Source organism: Aeromonas eucrenophila, from assembly GCF_000819865.1.
Lineage (GTDB): Bacteria > Pseudomonadota > Gammaproteobacteria > Enterobacterales > Aeromonadaceae > Aeromonas > Aeromonas eucrenophila.
This window is the reverse complement of sequence record NZ_CDDF01000015.1, coordinates 41446-58887: the sequence shown is the minus strand read 5'-3', so window position 1 is coordinate 58887 and position 17442 is coordinate 41446. Positions and strand designations below refer to the sequence as shown.

Sequence of the window (17442 nt, the reverse complement as noted above, 5' to 3'; positions counted from 1 at the left end):
GAGCGCGAAGCGCGTTCCGTTCGGGATTGATGATTAACTTGGAAAACGGGGCCTCAGGGCCCCGTTTTTATTTGTCTTTTTAGATCGCAAAAAAGAGGCCAGATGGCCTCCTTTTTTATTGCCTGTCAGATGGTTAGCGTTGCAGGGCGGCCAGTGCCAGGGCGACCCGCTTGGCGTATTCCGGATCCGCCTGCTCGAAGTGCCTGAGCTGGGCCTGGACGATGGCGTCGTCTTCCACGTTGACCAGAGAGCGCGCCAGGTTGGCGGCGAGGCGTGAGCGCTGCCCCTCGTCCATGATGCGAAACAGGTTGCCAGGCTGGCTGTAGTAGTCGTCATCATAGTCGCGGAAGTCGTAGTGCAGGGCGGCTCCTTCCAGGCTCAGGGCAGGCTCGTGCTGCTCGCTCGGGGTCTGGGTGCCGAAGCGGTTCGGCTGGTAGTTCGGGCTGGCGCCGCCGTTGCTGTCCGCTCGCATGGCGCCGTCGCGGTGGGCGCCGCTGAACGGGCAGCGGGGGGCGTTGACCGGCAGCAGACCGTGGTTGACCCCGAGGCGGTAGCGCTGGGTGTCACCGTAGGAGAAGAGCCGTCCCTGCAGCATGCGATCCGGCGAGAAGCCGATGCCGGGCACCACGTTGGCCGGGGTGAAGGCGGCCTGCTCCACGTGGGCGAAGTAGTTGTCCGGGTTCTTGTTGAGCTCCAGCACTCCCAGCGGGATCAGCGGGTAATCCTTGTGGGGCCATACCTTTGTGAGATCGAACGGGTGGATCTCATAGGTATGGGCCTCGGCCTCCGGCATGATCTGCACATGGACCTTCCAGCGCGGGAAGTCGCCCTGCTCGATGGCGTTGAACAGATCCGCCTGGCTGCTCTCCCTGTCCCGGCCGACCACCTTGGCGGCCTCTTCATCGGTGTAGAAGCTGTGGCCCTGCTCGGTCTTGAAGTGGAACTTGACCCAGAAGCGCTCGTTGGCGTCGTTGATGAAGCTGAAGGTGTGGCTGCCGTAGCCGTTCATCTCCCGCAGGCTCTTGGGGATGCCGCGGTCGCTGAACAATGTGGTGATCTGGTGCAGGGATTCCGGGTGGCGGGACCAGAAGTCCCAGGCGGCGGTGGCGCTGCGCAGGTTGGTGCGGGGATCCCGCTTCTGGGTGTGGATGAAGTCCGGGAATTTCAGCGGGTCGCGGATAAAGAAGACCGGGGTGTTGTTGCCCACCAGATCCCAGTTGCCCTGCTCGGTGTAGAACTTCAGGGCGAAGCCGCGCACATCGCGCTCCGCATCGGCGGCCCCCTTCTCACCGGCGACGGTGGAGAAGCGCAGGAACACCGGAGTCTGTTTGCCGACGGCGTTGAACAGATCGGCCTTGCTGAACTGGCTGATGTCGTGGGTGACGGTGAAGGTGCCGTAGGCGCCGGAGCCCTTGGCGTGCACCACCCGCTCCGGGATCCGTTCCCGGTCGAAGTGGGCCAGCTTCTCCATCAACCAGATGTCTTGCATCAGCACCGGGCCACGGGGGCCGGCGGTCAGGCTGTTGTTGTTGTCGACGACGGGGGCACCGTTGGCGCTGTGCAGGGTCTTGTCAGTCATGGGGCATCTCCTTGTGATGATGGAGGCACGATACGGCAAGGGGCGCGAGCGGGGCCAATCGGTCAGCTCTAAGTGTTTGATAGGTGGCCCTAATGGAGTTGGCTACGGACACAAAGGGCGCTATTTTGGACGGACGTTCACACATCAGGGAGGAGAGGGGATGATTGAGATCAGGATTCGTCAGGCGGAGGCCGGGGATGCCCAGGGGCTGCGGGATCTCTATGCCATGCCAAAGGCCCAGGCGGGCACTCTGCAGATGCCCTATCCGACCCTGGCCATGTGGCAGCAACGGTTGGCGGAGCGCAGCGGCTACGGCCTGGTGGCCACGGTGGATGAGCTGCTGGTGGGGGATCTCAGGCTCTGGCTGGAGGCGAACCCACGGCGCCGCCATGTGGGCTCTTTTGGCATGGGGGTGCGGGATGACTGGGCTGGCCGCGGCGTGGGCTCGGCCCTGCTGGGGGCGGCGGTGGATCTGGCGGACAACTGGCTCAACCTGCAACGGCTCGAGCTGACGGTCTACAGCGACAATGCGGCCGCCATCGCGCTCTATCGCAAGCATGGCTTCGAGCAGGAGGGCTGCTCCCCCGCCTATGCGTTTCGCGAGGGACGCTTCGTGGACGCCCTGCATATGGGGCGGGTCAGATTGCCATGATCGATTATCGCGCCTGTCAGAGATGCGCCCGCCATAGCGGGTTATATCACCAGTTCTACTGCGTCGATGTGCTAGAGAGTGGGACGGATCTGATTGCCATAAGAGTGACGCTGCCATGATCGACTATCGCGCCCGCCTGCGGCCCGCCATCCGGGCGCTGGAGCAGGATCCCGAGCTCTCCATCGAGGCGCTGGCGGCGCTGGCCTGTCTCTCCCTCTTCCACTTCCACCGGGTATTCACCGCCGTGGTGGGGGAAGCGCCGGGGGAGATGTGCCGGCGCCTGCGCATGCAGCGGGCGGCCTGGCAGCTGTGCTACACGGATGCCAGCGTCACGGCCATTGCGCTGGGAGCGGGGCTCGCCAGTTCCCAGGCCTTTGCCAAGGCGTTTCGCCGCCACTACGGCTGTGCCCCCGGCGAGTTTCGCCGTGACAAGCGCAAGAATGGACACCATGAGAGCAAGGATGGACACGCTTGGGACGGACTGCTCCCTTATGCTGAAGGCCACTCATCAGCAAGGAGCAACAACATGAAAACCGTCGAGATGGATGCCCGCACCCTGGCCTATATCCGGGTGACAGGCCCCTATGGGGAAGGCTATGACGTGGTCTGCGGCCGCCTGCATCAATGGGCTGCCGCGCGCGGGCTAGAGGGCGGGGAGTGGATCTTCATCTACCACGACAACCCCGAGGTGACGCCGCCGGCCCAGTGCCGCACCGACATCGGCATCACTGTGCCGCCCCAGACCCGGGGCGAGGGGGAGGTGGAAACCCAGCTTATCCCCGCCGGTCGCTACGCCCAGTCTCGTTATCTCATCACGGACAGAAGCCAGTACGGACCGCGCTGGCAGGAGCACATCAATGACATAGTCGCCGCCGGGCTGGAATTTGGCAGTGGACCCTGCTTCGAGCTCTACCACAGCGTGAGCAACGATCCCCTGCGCGATGACGTGAGCTTCTGCTCCAACGTAAAAGCCTGATAGTCAGGACGACTGCTTCAAGACTGAAAAACAGTCGATATGCGAGATAAAACCAAGAGGAGCCAGTGATGGCTCCTCTTTGCATCTGGGCTCGCAGCGGGTTTCTCACATCCGTAAGGGATCTCGGCGGTGCTCCATCAAGGGTGTGCAACGCTGGCCGTTGATCACGTCCCGCTAGGACTGGCTGGGCACCTTGTCCCGGCGGGATTTCCACCACCAGCGCAGGCGGATTTGGGAGATCAGCATGCCCGCCAGCATCAGGGAGCAGCCGACCGATAATGACACGCTCATTGAGATTGGCTGGGCACCTTGTCTCGGCGGGACTTCCACCACCAGCGCAGGCGGATCTGGGAGATCAGCATGCCCGCCAGCATCAGGGAGCAGCCGACGATGGCCCGTTCATCCAGGGTCTCACCGAGCAGCAGCACGCCACCGATGGCGGCAAACACCGTCTCCAGGCTGAGGATGATGGCGGCATGGGCCGGGTGGGCGCCGCGCTGACCCACCACCTGCAGGGTGTAACCGATGCCGACCGACACCAGCCCGGCATAGAGCAGCGCCTGCCAGCCCGCCACGGCGCCACTCAGGGTCGGGGTCTCGATGACGAAGGCGGTGGCCAGGCTCAGCAGGCCGCACACCACGAACTGCACGCCTGCGAGGCGGATGGGGGCAACCCGGTTCGAGTAGTGATCCAGCAGCAGCAGGTGAATGGCCCAGAACAGGGCGCCGACCACCTGCAGCAGATCCCCGTAGCCGATGGTGAAGTCGTCGGTCACGCTGAGGTAGTAGAGCCCGGCCATGGCGATGAGGGCGCCGACCCAGGTGTTGGCCCCGGTCTTGTGGCGCAGTAACAGTCCGATGACGGGCACCAGTATGATGTAGAGGCCGGTGATGAACCCCGCCTTGGCGGCGGTGGTGTAGAGCAGTCCCACCTGTTGCAGGGAGGCGGCGCTGAACAGCACTGTGCCGGCGATAAGGCCACCGGTCAGCAGCAGCCGGCGCTCGCCGGACGATGACCCGGATGGCGCGCTGGGTTGACGCGACTTGAGCCACCACAACAGCGGTAGCAGGGAGAGGGCGCCGAGCAGGAAGCGCAGGCCGTTGAAGGTGAAGGGCCCCATGTGGTCCATCCCCAGGCGTTGGGCCACGAAGCCCAGCCCCCAGATGGCGGCGGCCATCAATAACATCATGTTCGAACGCATACGGATTCATCCCTGAAAAGACAGTCACAGCGGCACTCCACGGCCTCTGTCAGTACGATACCCGTCTGCGGGGGGGCTTGTCGCCAGCCATTTTCACTCTTTGATCCGCGGCTTGGGTCGAGTGTCAGGTGTCCTCAGCCATTGGCGAGCTTGGCCAGCAGGGAGATCAGGGCGGGTAGCAGCAAATGGCTGCGCAGGTGCTGGCTCAGCCAATATCACTGCGAAAGGGCACCACCTCAACTGTTGGCGAGCTTGGCCAGCAGCGGGATCAGGGCGAGCAGCAGCAGGTTGCCGCGCAGGATCCAGACCACCCAGAATTGCTGCTGGATGGACACCATGGGGGCGTGCCCCTGGCGCAGGGAGTGGCGCCAGCGCTGGAACAGCCGGCTGGGGTAGCCAAAGCTGATGACCATGCAGAAGAACAGCAGCAGCTTGATGCGATAGCCGGGGTTGGCGAGCAGGACCCTCGGCGTCAGATCGTGGTTGAACACCTGCAACACGCCGGTGATGAAGATGAGCAGCAGGGCCAGCGCCACCAGGCTGTCCGCGATCAGCAGCTTGCGCACCTGCTCGATGGACATGCCACGGCGAAACAGAAAATATTCCGACGTCACGGCGCCGGTCAGGGTGATCACGGCGCAATAGTGGATCGCCGTCAGCAGGTCCTGGTTCAACATTTATGGGAATTCCTTCTCGTCCGGCACATCACAAGCTTCCTCTTGGACGCCGTTAGGCGGGGCTGATATTCTCACACTACATCGCATCTGACGATAGCCGAGGGCCTGGATTGGCCAAGCAAGACACGCGGGTTGAAACCACTCAAAACTGGTCTCTGGTTGCCAGGATGCGACTGGGGCTGGCATTGCTTTTCCTGCCGGTGCTGATGCTGGGCAGTATCTACTACCTGCACATGGAGCGCAGCCTCCAAATCGATCTGCAGCAGCGCCTGCTCGCCACCAACAAGCAGTTGCAACACACCTTCATCGAACCCTACCTGAGCGAGCTGGAACGCCAGTTCAACCTGATCTACGACAAGACGCAGGTCGAGGACTTCAGCGGCGCCGGGCTGCGGCACGGGGAGCGCTATCTGCAGGAGTGGGCGCTCTACAAGGGGGTCATGGCGGATCTCGACTCCGCCTATGTCGGCACCGCCAGGGGGGATTTCCTCATCTACCCCAGACCCGAGGTGCCCGCCGACTACGATCCCAGAACGCGCCCCTGGTATCGGCTGGCCAGCCAGCAGGCGGGCAAGCTGGTGTGGACGGATCCCTATCAGGGCTACGGCGTGCTGCACGACAAGCTGATGATCTCCCTGGCGCGGACCCTGTCCGATCGGGAAGGCAAGATACAGGCCGTGGTGGCCATCGACGTGGTACTGGCTCCCTTCTCGGCCCAGCTGAACAAGCAGCCGGAGGCGGGCTACCAGATGATCATCAACCAGTCCGGCAAGGTGCTGGCCTATCCTGACGCGAGCTGGCTGCTCAAGACTATGCCCAGTCCCCACTGGCTCGCGCGTTTTAGCAATGCAGAGGGCATCTTCCTCGATACCCAGACCCAGCAGTTTGTGGCCTATCGCCGGCTGCCGCACTGGAACTGGGTGCTGATCAGCGTGCAACCGGCGGCCAGTTTCCAGGCCGTGGTGGCGCGCGCCTCCTTCAACGTGCTGGGGGTGGTGGTGCTGGCCTGCGTGCTCTATGCGCTGCTTGCGCTGTTCTGGGCCCGTTACTTCAGGCGCATGCTGGACGAGATATCCACCATGATCCGCGCCAGCCGGCTGCAGCCAGACGATGTGCCCCAGGGGGGCATGCGCGAGCTAAGGCACGTCTATGCCGAGCTGGCCGAGGTGAGCAAGGATTATCACGAGGTGCGCCAGCAGGCGAACATGGACAAGCTGACCGGCCTCTACAACCGGCGCTTCTTCGACGAGCGGCTGGGTCTGCTGCTGTTCGAGCACCAGCCCTTCTGTCTGGCCATGCTGGATCTGGACAACTTCAAGCGGGTCAACGACACCTATGGCCATCAGACCGGGGACGTGGTGCTCAAGCGGGTGGCCAAGCTCGGCAACCGGCTGTTGGGGGATCACGGCTGGGTTTGCCGCTACGGCGGCGAGGAGCTGACGGTGCTGCTGATCAACCCGGACATCCACTTCTGCCACCTGCTGCTGGAGCAGTTCAGGATCGGGGTGGCGTCCCTGGACTGGCGCGAACCCGGCCTCGCCATCACCTTCAGCGGCGGGCTGGTGGCCAGCGCGCCGGGTCTGGATGCCAAGGCCTTGCTGGAGCTGGCGGATGCCGAGGTGTATCGCGCCAAACATGATGGCAAGAACCGCATCTACCTCGGCCAACCGCCGGGAGCCGAGGGGGCGTCAGCGCCCAGAGTCGCGACACTGAGCAATGAAGGGACCTGAGGGTCCCTTCCGCATTCAGGTCGCCAGTTGCCAGGCCAGGATCGGCCAGCGCAACTCCTCGGCCACCTGGCGCAGGCCGGGGGCGGGGTTGACCGCATGGGGATGGGTCACCGCCCGCAGCAGTGGCAGATCGTTGTGGGAGTCGCTGTAGCCGTGGCTCTCCTGCCAGATCCCGGGCTGCCCGGCGAACAGCTGGTTGATGCGGGCCACCTTGCCCTCCCGAAAGCTTAAGGTGCCCCGGGTCTGGCCGGTCAGCATGCCGGCTTCCTCGTCCAGCAGGATGGCGACGCAGTGATCCATCCCCAGCATGCGGGCCATGGGGGCCACCAGGTGCTCGCCGGAGGCGGAGATCAGCACCAGCACATCGCCGCGCTCCCTGTGCCACTCGATACGGGCCAGCCCCTGTGGATAGAGCCGCTCCCGCAGCACCCCCTCGGCGAAGTGCTGGCACTGCTGTGCGAGCCAGTCCTGTGACTTGCCCACCAGGGGTTGCAGGGTGAAAGCCATGTACTGGTGCATGTCCATCTTGCCCTGATGGTAGAGGGACATCATGGCCTGCTCCTCGGCCACCATGGTCGCCGGGGCCAGCTCCTCGGCCACCATGTACTCCAGCCAGAGGCTGGCACAGTCTCCGGCAATCAGGGTCTCGTCCAAATCAAACAGTGCCAGTGCCATGTGGGCTCCTTGCTTTCAAAAAGGGGGGCGATGAGGGGCTGCGCTCTGGCCGCGCAACCGCCGAAAAAAGAATGCAAACCATGGGCTTATGCTACCTCACACAGCTGATCCCGGGCCACCGCCAGGGTGACTCTGGTGCCCACCGCCAGCAGATCCCTGGCCGAGCGGTTGAGCACATCCACCGTCAGCAGCCCGGCCTCGCATTCGACCTGGTAGCGGATGACGTTGCCGAGCAACTGCTGCTGGCGAACGATGCCGGGCAGGCTGTGTTCGTGGCCTTCGGTGCCCGCCGGCAGCAGGCTGATGGACTCGGGGCGCAGGGCCAGCCGACTGTGCCCCCGCGGGCCGAGCAGGGACTTGGCCTGTTCGGGATCCAGCAGGTTGTAGTGGCCGATGAACCCCGCCACGAAGGCGTTGGCGGGCTGGGTGTAGATCTGCTCCGGGCTGCCGCTCTGCACTATGCGCCCCCTGTCCATCAGGAACACCCGATCCGACAGGGTCAGCGCCTCCTCCTGATCGTGGGTGACGAACAAGGTGGTCAGCTCGAGCCGCTGCTGGATCTCGCGGATCTGCTGGCGCAGGCTGCGGCGGATGCGGGCATCCAGCGCCGACAGCGGCTCGTCCAGCAGCAGGATGCGCGGTCGCACCACCAAGGCGCGGGCCAGGGCCACCCGCTGGCGCTGGCCGCCGGAGAGCTCGCTCGGGTAGCGCTTCGCCAAGTCTTCGAGCTCCACCAGTGCGAGCACCTCCCGCACGCTGGCGGCCAGCTCCCGCCCCGGCTGGGGCTTCATGCGCAGGCCGAAGGCCACGTTGTCCCACACTGTCATGTTCGGGAACAGGGCATAGCTCTGGAACACCATGCCGATGCCGCGCTGCTGGGGGGCCTGCCAGGTGATGTCTTCACCGGCGACCCGGATCTGGCCGCCGTCGACCGGGGTCAGTCCGGCCAGTGCCCGCAGCAGGGTGGACTTGCCGCAGCCGGAGGGGCCGAGCAGGGTCACCAGCTCCCCCTTGCGGATGCCAAATTCGATCCCCTCGAACACCCGGGTCTCGCCGTAGGACTTGTGTAACTGATTGACTTCTAGATGAAACATCTTGGATCACCGATGGAATCTGTTCGCCGCCCAGGTGAGCAGCAGGGTCAGCAGGAAGTAGCTCATCACCAGGGCGCTGGTGAAGTGCCCCGAGGTGGCGCGCATGTTGTAGAGATAGACCTGCAGGGTCTCGTAGCGGGTGCCCACCAGCATGTTGGCGAACACGAACTCCCCGAGCAGGAAGGAGAGGGACAGGAACAGCGCCGCCAGCAAGCCCTTGCGCAGGCAGGGCAGTACCACCAGCGCGAAGGCGCGGGCGCTGCTGGCTCCGAGCAGGTGGGCGGCGTCCATCAGATCCTTGAGGGGGATCCCTTGCAGGTTGTTGGCCAGGGCCCGGTACATGAAGGGCAGCACTATGGTGAACCAGGTGCCCACCAGGATCCAGGGCGTACCGATGAGGGGCAGGGGGCCGTCGGCGTAGATCTGCAGCAGGCCCACCGAGGAGACCACGGGGGGCACCGCGAAGGGCAGCAGGATCAGCAGATTCATCCAGGGATCCAGCTTGGGGAAGTAATAAGCCACTACCAGCACGGTCGGCACCAGCACGAGTGTCCCCAGCAGCAGGGTCGCGAAGCAGACCAGCAGGCTGCGGCCGAAGGCGGCCAGGAAGCGGGGATCCCCCCACAATTTCAGATACCAGTCGAGGGTGAAGCCATCCGGCAGCAGGGTGGCGCCCCAGCGGGTGGAGATGGAGTAGAGGAAGGTGGCCAGTAGCGGCAACAACAGGGTCGCCACCAGGGCGCCAAGCACCCAGCGTGGCCAGCTCGGTTTCAGGTCACGCATGCTGGTTCCCCTTGTTCACATAGCTCTTTTTCAGCAGCCACTGGTTGGCGGCCGTGACCACCCCCAGCAGCACCATCAGGATCACCGCCAGCGCCGCCGCCAGGTTCGGCTCGAGGAAGATGTCGCCGGAGACCAGGCTGGCCACCCTGATGGTCACTAGGTTGAAGTTGCCCGTGGTGAGGGCGTAGGCGGAGGCATAGGCCCCCACCGCATTGGCGAACAGGATGATCAGGGTGCCGAGCAGGGCGGGGGTGAGCACCGGCAGCGCCACGTGCCACACGTATTGCCGCTTGCTGGCGCCGAGCAGGGCGGCGGCCTGGGGCCAGTCATCCTGCAGGGCATCGAAGGCCGGGTAGAGCAGCAAGAGGGCCAGCGGTATCTGGAAGTAGGTGTAGATGAGGATGAGGCCGCTGCCCGAGTAGAGGTTGAAGCCGTCAATCCAGCCCCAGGATTTGAGCAGCAGGGTGATGGCACCGTTGATGCCGAGCACGATGATGAAGGCGAAGGCCAGCGGCACGCCGCTGAAGTTGCTGGTCATGGTGACGAAGGCCAGCAGCAGGCGCTTGATCCCCTCGCCGCTGTGGCGCAGGGCGGCCGCCCCCAGGGTGCCGATGGCGAGCCCCGCCAGGCTGGCGATGCCGGCGATGCGAAACGAGTTGCCAAAGGATTGCAGGTAGAAGGGGGAGCTCAGGATCTCCCGGTAATGGGCCAGCCCCCAGCCGTCCGGCGTCTGGAAGCTGCCCACCAGCACCCATATCATGGGGGCGAGCTGGAACAGTATCATCAGCAGGGCGAAGGGCAGCAGCACCAGGGCGGGCAGCCAGTGGCGGCGGGTGCGGCCCTGGCGTGTGCCTTGCGCTGTCAGTGTGTCAGTGGCGGCGGGCATCATCAGTGCACCTCCCGCTGATGGCTCGCCTTGAGCAGCTGGGGGCCGCTCGGCTTGTCGTGAGGAACCCCGAGCAGATCCGCCATCAGGGCACAGAGCTGGGTCTGTTGCAGTGCGGGGCCGGCCGGCCACTGGGTCACGAAGGCCTCTCCAAACAGCCAGAGCGGCACGCCGCGCTCCTCCGGCAGGGTGCCGCCGTGGCTGAGATCCTCGTTCATGCCGTGATCCGCGGTGATCAGCACCTGATAGCCTTCTGCCAGCCACTGGGGCAGCAGGTCGGCCAGCAGGCTGTCCATGCGTCTCGCCTGATTGCGGTACTGGCGGGAATCCAGTCCGAAGCGATGGCCCGCGTCGTCCACCCCCATGGGATGGATCAGCAGGAAGTCGGGATCGTACTGGGTGCGCAGCCATTCGCCGTCCAGCAGCAGGTGGCTGTCGGGGTAGCCATCGTCCCAGTAGAAGCAGCCGTGCTGGATCGGCAGTTGCTCGTCATGGGTGAAGCGATCCCGCAGCGGCAGCCAGGGGCTCTGGTTGTAGAGCTCGCTCACCCAGTGATAGGCAGCGGCGGCGGTGCCTTTGCCGGCGGCGCGGGCGAGATGGAAGATGGAGTCGTGTTGACTGAGGCGACTGACGCCGTTGTGGGTGATGCCGCTTGTAACGGGCGGCACGCCGGTCAGGATGCATTCGTAGAGTGGCCGGGAGAGGGAGGGCAGGGCACACGTCAGGGTCGTGTAGAGCCCGCGCTCTGCCTCCACCATGCCAGCGAGGTAGCCCATGGTGTGGGCTACCTCGGCAGACAAGCCATCCACAAGTACCACTATCACCTTGTGTTGCACAGGCTGTCCTTATTGCATGTTGATCATGACGGTTTCCTGCCACTGGCGCGGCAGGGCCTTGGAGCTCTGCTCCCAGGCGGCGTGATCCTGCACCGGCTTGGCGTTGGCGTATTGCTCCGCCGGCAGCAGCTTGGCCTTGACGTCATCCGGCAGGGTGACGTTGTCGCGGATGGGGCGGGCATAGCCACGGGCCAGGTTGATTTGACCGGCGTCCGAGAGGATGTATTCCCGCGCCAGCTTGGCGGCGTTGGGGTTTTTGGCCCACTTGTTGATGATGGTGGTGTAGCCGGCGATGACGGAGCCGTCGCTCGGGATCACCACATCAAACTTCTTGGGGTCGATCTGGTCGCGGTAGTTCAGGGCGTTGAAGTCCCACAGCACCCCCACTTCCACCTCGCCCTTCTCGATGTTGGCGATGGTGGGGTCGTTCAGGGAGAGTCGACCCTGCTTGGCCAGCTTGCCGAACAGCTCCAGCGCCGGTTGCAGGTTCTTCTCGCTGCCGCCGGTGGCATAGGCCGCCGCCAGCACGCCGTTGTTGGCCTGGGAAGCGACACCCACATCCCCCAGGGTCACCTTGTAGTCACCACCGAGCAGGGACTGCCAGCTGGTGGGGGCGGCCTTGACCAGATCCTTGTTGATCAGGAAGGCGATGGTGCCGGTATAGGCCAGCATCCAGTGGCCGTCCGCGTCCTTGGCCCAGTTCGGAATGTCCGCCCAGGTAGAGGGCTTGTAGGGCTGGGTGACCCCCTGCTTGACCGCGACCGGGCCGAAGGCGCCACCCACGTCGCCGATGTCGGCGGTGGCGTTGGCCTTCTCGGCGGCAAACTTGGCGATCTCCTGGGCCGAGCTCATGTCGGTGTCCTGGTGCTTGATGCCATAGACACTGCCGATCTGCTGCCAGGTGTCCTTCCAGTTGGCCCAGCTGTCGGGCATGCCGATGCTGTTGAGCTGGCCTTCGCCGCGGGCGGCTTTCTCCAGATCCGCGATATTGTCGGCGGCAAACAGCGGTTGACTGATGGCCGCCAGGGCCAGTGCACTTGCGATCACGCTTTTCATCATCCCATCCCTCTGGACTAGGTCAGTTAAGGTTCGAGAGGGATGCTAGAGGGGAAATATGACGGTGGCGGGGCGCTTTGATGGCAGTTTGATGACAAATGAGACCTGTGCTCTCTCGAAGGGCAGAGCTGCTTCAGGGTGTGGATAGGGCGGTGGCGGGCGCGTATGTAGATAGCCGCTTGAAGGCTGATGAGCCTGTCACCTGGCTGTCATCCTGCCAGGGTACAACTCTGAGCCAATAGCGGCTGGTCTACTCCAGCCGAATGACCGACAGGGAAGTGACAGTGAGAGAGCCGCGACTGAGCGAGCAGGTGGTGGCCGATGGCCGCAGCCCTTCCAAGAGTGAACAGATTTGCCAGATCCTGCGCCGCTACATCGGCAGCGGCCAGCTGGGGGCGGGGCAGCAGCTGCCCGCCGAGCGGGCCCTGAGCGAGCGTTTCGCCACCACCCGCATCACCGTCAAGGAGGCGTTGTCCAGCCTCGAAGCGGACGGCCTCATCTACCGCGCCGAGCGGCGCGGCTGGTTCGTGGCGCCCCCGAGGCTCACCTATGATCCCGCCATCCACACCCACTTCCACCAGTGGATCGGCGAGCAGCAGCGGGTGGCCGAGACCCGGGTGCTGGCCCACGGTGGCGCCCTGGCCAGCAGCGAGCTGTGTCGCTGGATGGGGTTGGCCCCCTTTACCCCGCTCTACGAGATCCGCCGCCAGCGGCTGATCGACGGTCGCCCCGTGTTGCACGTCAGCCACCATTTGCTGGCGAGCCGTTTCCCCGACATTGCCGGCGCGCCCCTGGCGGGCTCCCTCACCGAGCTCTACGCGCAGCGCTATGGCATAGGCCAGGGTGGGGCCAGCCTCGAGATCACCCCCTCGGCGGCGCGGGGCGCCATCGCCCGCGCCCTCAATCTGGCGCCGGGGAGCGCCGTGCTGCGGCTGGTACGGGTCAACTATGACGAGGCGGGGGCGCTGGTGGATTGCGACATCGAGCACTGGCGACCGGATGCCATCCGCATCTGCCTAGACACCCGGGCGCTCCTGCCCCCGTTGGGGACGAGAGCGGGAACGCCCGCTGAGAGTCAGGGAAAGATCCGGGCATGAGGAAGGGGATCCTGTCCTGATGGAGGCAAGGATCCTGTACAGCGAAAGAGGATCCTCGCGCCCGGCCGGGGGATCAGTTGTCGATATTGGGGATCAGATCGTCGAAGCTCTGGTAGCCGCAGTCCGCCAGTTGCAGGGACATGGTGTAGGTCTTGGTGTGTTCCCGCTGGCCGATGGCGGGGCGGTTCAGCTTGAGCTCCTGATGCCAGTACTCCTTCATCCGATCGATCAGTGCCATGGCCTCGGTCTCGTCCAGATGGAGCTGACAGAGCGCCATGTAGTTGTTGGACTTGTGCATGTTCTCCACCAGATAGTCCCCCAGCACCGCCATGGCCTGGCGCGCCTGCTGGCGGGCGAAGCGGCTGTGCTGCTCGAAGCTGATGCGCTCGCTGATGAGGAAGTGGTAGCTGTTGTCGAGGCCGAGCTGCAAGATGCCGAGCCGCTCCAGCTTGCGCAGGTAGAGGTAGCAGGACGCATCGGTCAGGCCATATTCCCGCTTCAGATCCACCAGCGCCTTGTCGCGCCAGAAGATGTTGGCGAGGAAGGCGTAGAGGCCGGGCTCCTTGTGAAACGCCTCGTCCTGCTCCTGGGTGAAGACGGCGCGCCGGCTCTGGGCATCTTGGGTGCGATCCAGCAGCTCCTCGAACGACAGACCCACCAGGTGGCATAGCTCCAGCAGGGTATCGAACGGCAGGGAGGGCTTGTTCATCATCCGCTTGATGGTGGCGATGGAGACGCCCATGGCCTCCGCCAGGGTCTGGTAGCGGATCCCCTTGTCGGTCAGGGCCTTCTTCAGGGTGTCGAGAATCTGGTTGGCCAGGGTCTGGCTGTAGGTCATGCAACTAATCCTTTATCTGCATTTTGTGTCTTGTCAGAACGTGAGTTCTTTTTTTGTTTTGGGCTCAAGTTTTGACACCTGTCTATCTTGAGCAAAATAAACCCGCCGGCAGAGACCGGCGTGGCCCGACCAGGAAGGAGGCCGGTGGCAGATAATGACACCTTGCGGTGCATATCCTTCAACCTTTCAACATTTTGCTGGTGATGCACGGCACATCGCACATAATCCGAACCGGATCGGATTCGCGGCCCCAGCGGCCTGGAAAACGATTGTTTGCTTCCAAATTAAGGGTTTTTAAACCGCAAGGTTTTTTTTCTTTCCTGGCATTGAGCGGAACTCGCGAGAGATCCGCTTTTTCTTTTCCTTAAATCTGAGCCCGCCGTCAAGGCAGAGGCGCATCTTTCGCTACTTCCCGCTGTCGGCCCCCCCTAGACGGCTTATTCCCCCTTGCAGGGGAACAGCTTGGGGATCTCCCGCACCAGCCAGCTCTTGGCCTTGCCCATGGTATCCCGCCGCCAGGCCAGCGCGACCTGGATCTGGTGCCGATATTCGGGCCCTATCACCTTGAGCCGTCCCGCCTTGATGTCTTCCTCGATCCAGCTCTGGGGCATGGTGCCGACGCCTATGCCCGCCAGCAGGGCATCGCGCTTCTCGCTCATGGTGCTGACGGTGAGGCGAGGCTGCTTGTCCAGCAGGCGATAGGTGAGCACCGGCTTGCGCAGGGCGGTGTCGGCGATGGCGATGGCGCGATAGCGGCGCAGGGTATCGTCCGCCAGGGGCTCGGCCTCCTGGTGCAGCGGGTGATCCGGGTGGGCGACGTAGAGCATCACCTCCTCTTGCAACAGTTGGTGCTTGATGCCGGTCAGCGTCAGATCGGGGTTGAGGGAGGAGATGAGCAGGTCGGCGCGGCCATCCTCCAGACACTCCCAGCTGCCCGCCAGCACCTCGGCGCGAAACCGCAGGCGGGTGTCGGTGAGCTCGGCGAGGCGCTCCACCAGCGGGTAGAGCGCCTGCACCGGCACCAGGGCATCGACGGCCACAGTAATGTCGGTCTCCCAGCCGCGGGCCAGCGCCCGGGTCTCGCCCACCAGGTGCTCGGCAGCTTCCAGCAGCACCCGGCCCTGCTCCAGCAACATGCGGCCGGCGGGGGTGAACTTGGTGCGATGGCCGCTGCGATCGAACAGCATGGCGTCCAGCTCGTCCTCCAGCTTCTGTACCGTGTAGCTCAGTGCCGAGGGCACCTTGCCGAGCTCATCGGCGGCCGCCGCGAAGCTGCCGCGACGGTCGATGGCGTCCAGCACTCGGATGGCTTCCAGGGTCAGCGCCCGTTCCTTGTTGGTCTCCTTGGCCATATCTACCCTTCAATTTTTTTGAACATGTTTGCCAGATTATCTCGCTAACAACTTAGGGCAAGTGACCTTAATATTCAACCAACGCTTCGGCAGGAAGGCCGAGCGGCCAAATAAGCGATAGTTCAGGACTGTGACACCCAAGATGAGATGTCTGATGTCAGTAAAAGAACAACACTATATTTGAATAACCTCTTGCATGGATGCATTGATTCGGGCCGACCCGGCCTTGGCAATGACATATAAAACAAGAGAGTGAAACATGAAAAACGTAATCAAGATGCTGGCCGTTGCAGGCCTGATGACCGCCGCCGCCGCTCAAGCTGCCGTTCCCGCCAACTTCAGCGCCGCCCCGGGCGTGCTGTTCGTCAACTGGCAGGCCAGCGCCGCCATCGACGGCAAGGCCAACCCCATGTTGGAGGTGCGTGACGAGTCCGGTGATGTGCTGGCATCCGTCCATGCGAACCTGACTGGCACCCAGCTGGTGCAGATCCCGAGCCGTACCCAGGGCAACCTGACGGTCAGCCTGGGCAACGAGAACAGCAGCTACCGCATCCCGTTCGGTCTGGGTGACGGTCGCCAGCGTTAAGCAACCCTATTGGTACCTGAGGAGCACACCATGATGAAATTGAGAGCCGCAGAAGCGCGAGGCAAGGCCAACTTTGGCTGGCTGGACGCACGTCACAGCTTCTCGTTCGGTCATTACTATGACCCGGACTGGATGGGGCACTCTGTCCTGCGGGTCATCAACCAGGATCTGGTGTCGCCGGGTGGCGGTTTTGCCACCCACCCTCACGCCAACATGGAGATCCTGACCTGCGTGCTGAAAGGCACCATAGAGCACAGGGACAGTCTCGGTCATGCCGAGCAGATCCCGGCGGGGGATTTCCAGCTGATGAGCGCAGGGTCCGGCATCCGGCACAGCGAGTACAACCCCTCGCAGACCGAGCCGCTCTCCCTGTTGCAGATCTGGATCGAGCCGAACGAAGTCGGCACGACACCGGGCTATCAGCAGAAGAAGATTGAAAACCAGCCCGGGCTGACGCTGGTGGCGTCACCGGATGGCGAGGCAGGATCCTTCAGGATCCGCCAGCAGGCGAAGGTGTGGCGGTTGCAGCTCGCCGAGGGTGAGACCCTCGAATGGGCATTGCAAGGACGCCACGGATACCTGCAAATGATTTCAGGGGAGCTGACTGGCAACGGTCTGGCTGCCCGCCCCGGCGATGGCCTGCTCAGTCGTGACGAGCAGCGCTGGTCGCTCAGTGCCTCCCAAGCGAGTGAGGCCCTGCTGTTTGATCTGCCCTGATAAATAAATCTTGGCGAAATTAATGAGTTAACAATTCGGTCTTACACTATTAACGAGTTATGGGTAATCAAAGGAATCTGAAAATGGACAAGATGAAAGACGTGGCACTGCTGGTGGGTCGTGTATTGCTGGCGCTGATGTTCGTGATTGCAGGCTGGGGCAAGATCAGCGGTTATGCCGGTACCCAGGGTTACATGGAGGCCATGGGCGTGCCCGGCGCCATACTGCCGCTGGTGATCCTGCTGGAGCTGGGTGGCGGTCTTGCCATCATGCTGGGCCTGTTCACCCGTAGCATCGCCGTGTTGATGGGTGGTTTCACCCTGATGGCCGCCTTTATTTTCCACTATCAGCCTGCCGAGCAGATGCAGATGCTGATGTTCATGAAGAACGTCTCAGTAGCCGGTGGTTTCCTGGCCCTGGCGGCGGCCGGCGCCGGCGCCTTCAGCCTGGATGCCCGTCTCGGCAAGAACTGGTAAGTCTCTGCAAGTTTAAGTTTTCCAACGCCTTTTGGCCGGTGCAGCAGCACCGGCCTTTTTATTGTCCGCCTTTCGCCGCCCCCATGACCGCTCCTTGTTGAGGCTGTGATCCCCGCCGACAAGCGCCTTTTGCATCTTCCCCCCCGATCCCCGACAATCCCAGCTCATATGAAGTGACGGGGAGCGATCGGGTTGCCCCTCACGCCCCTCTCTTGAATCGGCGGGAGTTG

At 63.6% G+C, this 17442-nt stretch carries 18 protein-coding genes; 7 read left to right on the top strand and 11 right to left on the bottom strand.

Annotated features, from left to right (window positions below; all coding sequences use genetic code 11):
- Positions 1 to 133: 133 nt before the first annotated feature.
- The gene (locus BN1124_RS15875) at positions 134 to 1579 is read right to left on the bottom strand and encodes a catalase (RefSeq protein ID WP_042643457.1); all 1446 of its coding nucleotides are present in this window, start codon (positions 1577 to 1579) and stop codon (positions 134 to 136) included.
- A gap of 163 nt (positions 1580 to 1742) precedes the next feature.
- Between BN1124_RS15875 and BN1124_RS15870 the strand changes: the two genes are divergently transcribed.
- Both BN1124_RS15870 and BN1124_RS15865 read left to right on the top strand, forming a co-directional pair.
- A complete protein-coding gene (locus tag BN1124_RS15870; RefSeq protein ID WP_042643495.1) occupies positions 1743 to 2231 on the top strand; it encodes a GNAT family N-acetyltransferase in 489 nt (162 codons plus the stop codon).
- 115 nt (positions 2232 to 2346) lie between these two features.
- On the top strand, positions 2347 to 3207 hold the full coding sequence (locus BN1124_RS15865; protein WP_042643455.1) for an AraC family transcriptional regulator: 861 nt from the start codon (positions 2347 to 2349) through the stop codon (positions 3205 to 3207).
- 287 nt (positions 3208 to 3494) lie between these two features.
- Here BN1124_RS15865 and BN1124_RS15860 read toward each other — a convergent pair whose 3' ends face one another.
- Together BN1124_RS15860 and BN1124_RS15855 are read right to left on the bottom strand one after the other, a co-directional pair.
- Positions 3495 to 4409, bottom strand: a complete 915-nt coding sequence (locus BN1124_RS15860) for a DMT family transporter (protein ID WP_042643454.1) — start codon at positions 4407 to 4409, stop codon at positions 3495 to 3497.
- A 236-nt stretch (positions 4410 to 4645) separates the two neighbouring features.
- Positions 4646 to 5086, bottom strand: coding sequence for a DUF2214 family protein (locus BN1124_RS15855; protein WP_042643453.1), 441 nt, complete (start codon positions 5084 to 5086; stop codon positions 4646 to 4648).
- 167 nt (positions 5087 to 5253) lie between these two features.
- Between BN1124_RS15855 and BN1124_RS15850 the strand changes: the two genes are divergently transcribed.
- Positions 5254 to 6816 carry a sensor domain-containing diguanylate cyclase gene (locus tag BN1124_RS15850; RefSeq protein WP_042643452.1) on the top strand — a complete coding sequence of 521 codons (1563 nt, stop codon included), beginning with the start codon at positions 5254 to 5256 and terminating at the stop codon, positions 6814 to 6816.
- 15 nt (positions 6817 to 6831) lie between these two features.
- Here the strand turns inward: BN1124_RS15850 and BN1124_RS15845 are convergent, their stop codons facing one another.
- From BN1124_RS15845 to BN1124_RS15820, 6 genes are all read right to left on the bottom strand, one after another.
- The gene (locus tag BN1124_RS15845; RefSeq protein ID WP_042643451.1) at positions 6832 to 7491 is read right to left on the bottom strand and encodes an HAD family hydrolase; all 660 of its coding nucleotides are present in this window, start codon (positions 7489 to 7491) and stop codon (positions 6832 to 6834) included.
- A gap of 86 nt (positions 7492 to 7577) precedes the next feature.
- Entirely contained in the window at positions 7578 to 8585 is a 1008-nt protein-coding gene (locus BN1124_RS15840) for an ABC transporter ATP-binding protein (protein ID WP_042643450.1), read from the bottom strand.
- Positions 8586 to 8591: 6 nt separating this feature from the next.
- Positions 8592 to 9368 carry an ABC transporter permease gene (locus BN1124_RS15835; protein WP_042643449.1) on the bottom strand — a complete coding sequence of 259 codons (777 nt, stop codon included), beginning with the start codon at positions 9366 to 9368 and terminating at the stop codon, positions 8592 to 8594.
- The gene (locus BN1124_RS15830; RefSeq protein WP_042643448.1) at positions 9361 to 10257 is read right to left on the bottom strand and encodes an ABC transporter permease; all 897 of its coding nucleotides are present in this window, start codon (positions 10255 to 10257) and stop codon (positions 9361 to 9363) included. Before BN1124_RS15830 ends, BN1124_RS15835 begins: the two co-directional genes overlap by 8 nt.
- Complete coding sequence (locus BN1124_RS15825) at positions 10257 to 11090, bottom strand: alkaline phosphatase family protein (RefSeq protein ID WP_042643446.1); 834 nt, start codon at positions 11088 to 11090, stop codon at positions 10257 to 10259. The genes BN1124_RS15830 and BN1124_RS15825 overlap by 1 nt, the downstream gene beginning before the upstream one ends.
- Before the next feature lie 9 nt (positions 11091 to 11099).
- Positions 11100 to 12146 carry an ABC transporter substrate-binding protein gene (locus BN1124_RS15820; RefSeq protein WP_042643445.1) on the bottom strand — a complete coding sequence of 349 codons (1047 nt, stop codon included), beginning with the start codon at positions 12144 to 12146 and terminating at the stop codon, positions 11100 to 11102.
- A gap of 263 nt (positions 12147 to 12409) precedes the next feature.
- Here BN1124_RS15820 and BN1124_RS15815 point away from each other — a divergent pair, with 263 nt between their 5' ends.
- Entirely contained in the window at positions 12410 to 13243 is an 834-nt protein-coding gene (locus tag BN1124_RS15815) for a UTRA domain-containing protein (protein WP_042643444.1), read from the top strand.
- A 73-nt stretch (positions 13244 to 13316) separates the two neighbouring features.
- Here the strand turns inward: BN1124_RS15815 and BN1124_RS15810 are convergent, their stop codons facing one another.
- Complete coding sequence (locus BN1124_RS15810; protein WP_042643443.1) at positions 13317 to 14081, bottom strand: helix-turn-helix domain-containing protein; 765 nt, start codon at positions 14079 to 14081, stop codon at positions 13317 to 13319.
- A gap of 437 nt (positions 14082 to 14518) precedes the next feature.
- Positions 14519 to 15433 (bottom strand): LysR family transcriptional regulator, encoded by a 915-nt coding sequence (locus tag BN1124_RS15805; protein WP_033129761.1) that lies wholly within the window; start codon positions 15431 to 15433, stop codon positions 14519 to 14521.
- 259 nt (positions 15434 to 15692) lie between these two features.
- Between BN1124_RS15805 and BN1124_RS15800 the strand changes: the two genes are divergently transcribed.
- From BN1124_RS15800 to BN1124_RS15790, 3 genes are all read left to right on the top strand, one after another.
- Positions 15693 to 16019 carry a hypothetical protein gene (locus BN1124_RS15800; protein ID WP_042643441.1) on the top strand — a complete coding sequence of 109 codons (327 nt, stop codon included), beginning with the start codon at positions 15693 to 15695 and terminating at the stop codon, positions 16017 to 16019.
- Between the two features lie 30 nt (positions 16020 to 16049).
- The gene (locus BN1124_RS15795; RefSeq protein WP_042643439.1) at positions 16050 to 16736 is read left to right on the top strand and encodes a pirin family protein; all 687 of its coding nucleotides are present in this window, start codon (positions 16050 to 16052) and stop codon (positions 16734 to 16736) included.
- 83 nt (positions 16737 to 16819) lie between these two features.
- Positions 16820 to 17212: a DoxX family protein gene (locus tag BN1124_RS15790; protein WP_042643438.1), complete on the top strand. Its 393-nt coding sequence runs from the start codon at positions 16820 to 16822 to the stop codon at positions 17210 to 17212.
- Positions 17213 to 17442 lie beyond the last annotated feature (230 nt).

Bases quoted from the DNA above. Each gene is read 5' to 3' on its own strand.
- BN1124_RS15845 (WP_042643451.1), bottom strand. From the start codon at position 7,491: ATGGCACTGGCACTGTTTGATTTGGACGAGACCCTGATTGCCGGAGAC.
- BN1124_RS15865 (WP_042643455.1), top strand. From the start codon at position 2,347: ATGATCGACTATCGCGCCCGCCTGCGGCCCGCCATCCGGGCGCTGGAG.
- BN1124_RS15875 (WP_042643457.1), bottom strand. From the start codon at position 1,579: ATGACTGACAAGACCCTGCACAGCGCCAACGGTGCCCCCGTCGTCGAC.
- BN1124_RS15850 (WP_042643452.1), top strand. From the start codon at position 5,254: ATGCGACTGGGGCTGGCATTGCTTTTCCTGCCGGTGCTGATGCTGGGC.
- BN1124_RS15830 (WP_042643448.1), bottom strand. From the start codon at position 10,257: ATGATGCCCGCCGCCACTGACACACTGACAGCGCAAGGCACACGCCAG.
- BN1124_RS15800 (WP_042643441.1), top strand. From the start codon at position 15,693: ATGAAAAACGTAATCAAGATGCTGGCCGTTGCAGGCCTGATGACCGCC.
- BN1124_RS15805 (WP_033129761.1), bottom strand. From the start codon at position 15,433: ATGGCCAAGGAGACCAACAAGGAACGGGCGCTGACCCTGGAAGCCATC.
- BN1124_RS15840 (WP_042643450.1), bottom strand. From the start codon at position 8,585: ATGTTTCATCTAGAAGTCAATCAGTTACACAAGTCCTACGGCGAGACC.
- BN1124_RS15815 (WP_042643444.1), top strand. From the start codon at position 12,410: ATGACCGACAGGGAAGTGACAGTGAGAGAGCCGCGACTGAGCGAGCAG.
- BN1124_RS15810 (WP_042643443.1), bottom strand. From the start codon at position 14,081: ATGACCTACAGCCAGACCCTGGCCAACCAGATTCTCGACACCCTGAAG.
- BN1124_RS15835 (WP_042643449.1), bottom strand. From the start codon at position 9,368: ATGCGTGACCTGAAACCGAGCTGGCCACGCTGGGTGCTTGGCGCCCTG.
- BN1124_RS15820 (WP_042643445.1), bottom strand. From the start codon at position 12,146: ATGAAAAGCGTGATCGCAAGTGCACTGGCCCTGGCGGCCATCAGTCAA.
- BN1124_RS15855 (WP_042643453.1), bottom strand. From the start codon at position 5,086: ATGTTGAACCAGGACCTGCTGACGGCGATCCACTATTGCGCCGTGATC.
- BN1124_RS15860 (WP_042643454.1), bottom strand. From the start codon at position 4,409: ATGCGTTCGAACATGATGTTATTGATGGCCGCCGCCATCTGGGGGCTG.
- BN1124_RS15795 (WP_042643439.1), top strand. From the start codon at position 16,050: ATGATGAAATTGAGAGCCGCAGAAGCGCGAGGCAAGGCCAACTTTGGC.
- BN1124_RS15790 (WP_042643438.1), top strand. From the start codon at position 16,820: ATGGACAAGATGAAAGACGTGGCACTGCTGGTGGGTCGTGTATTGCTG.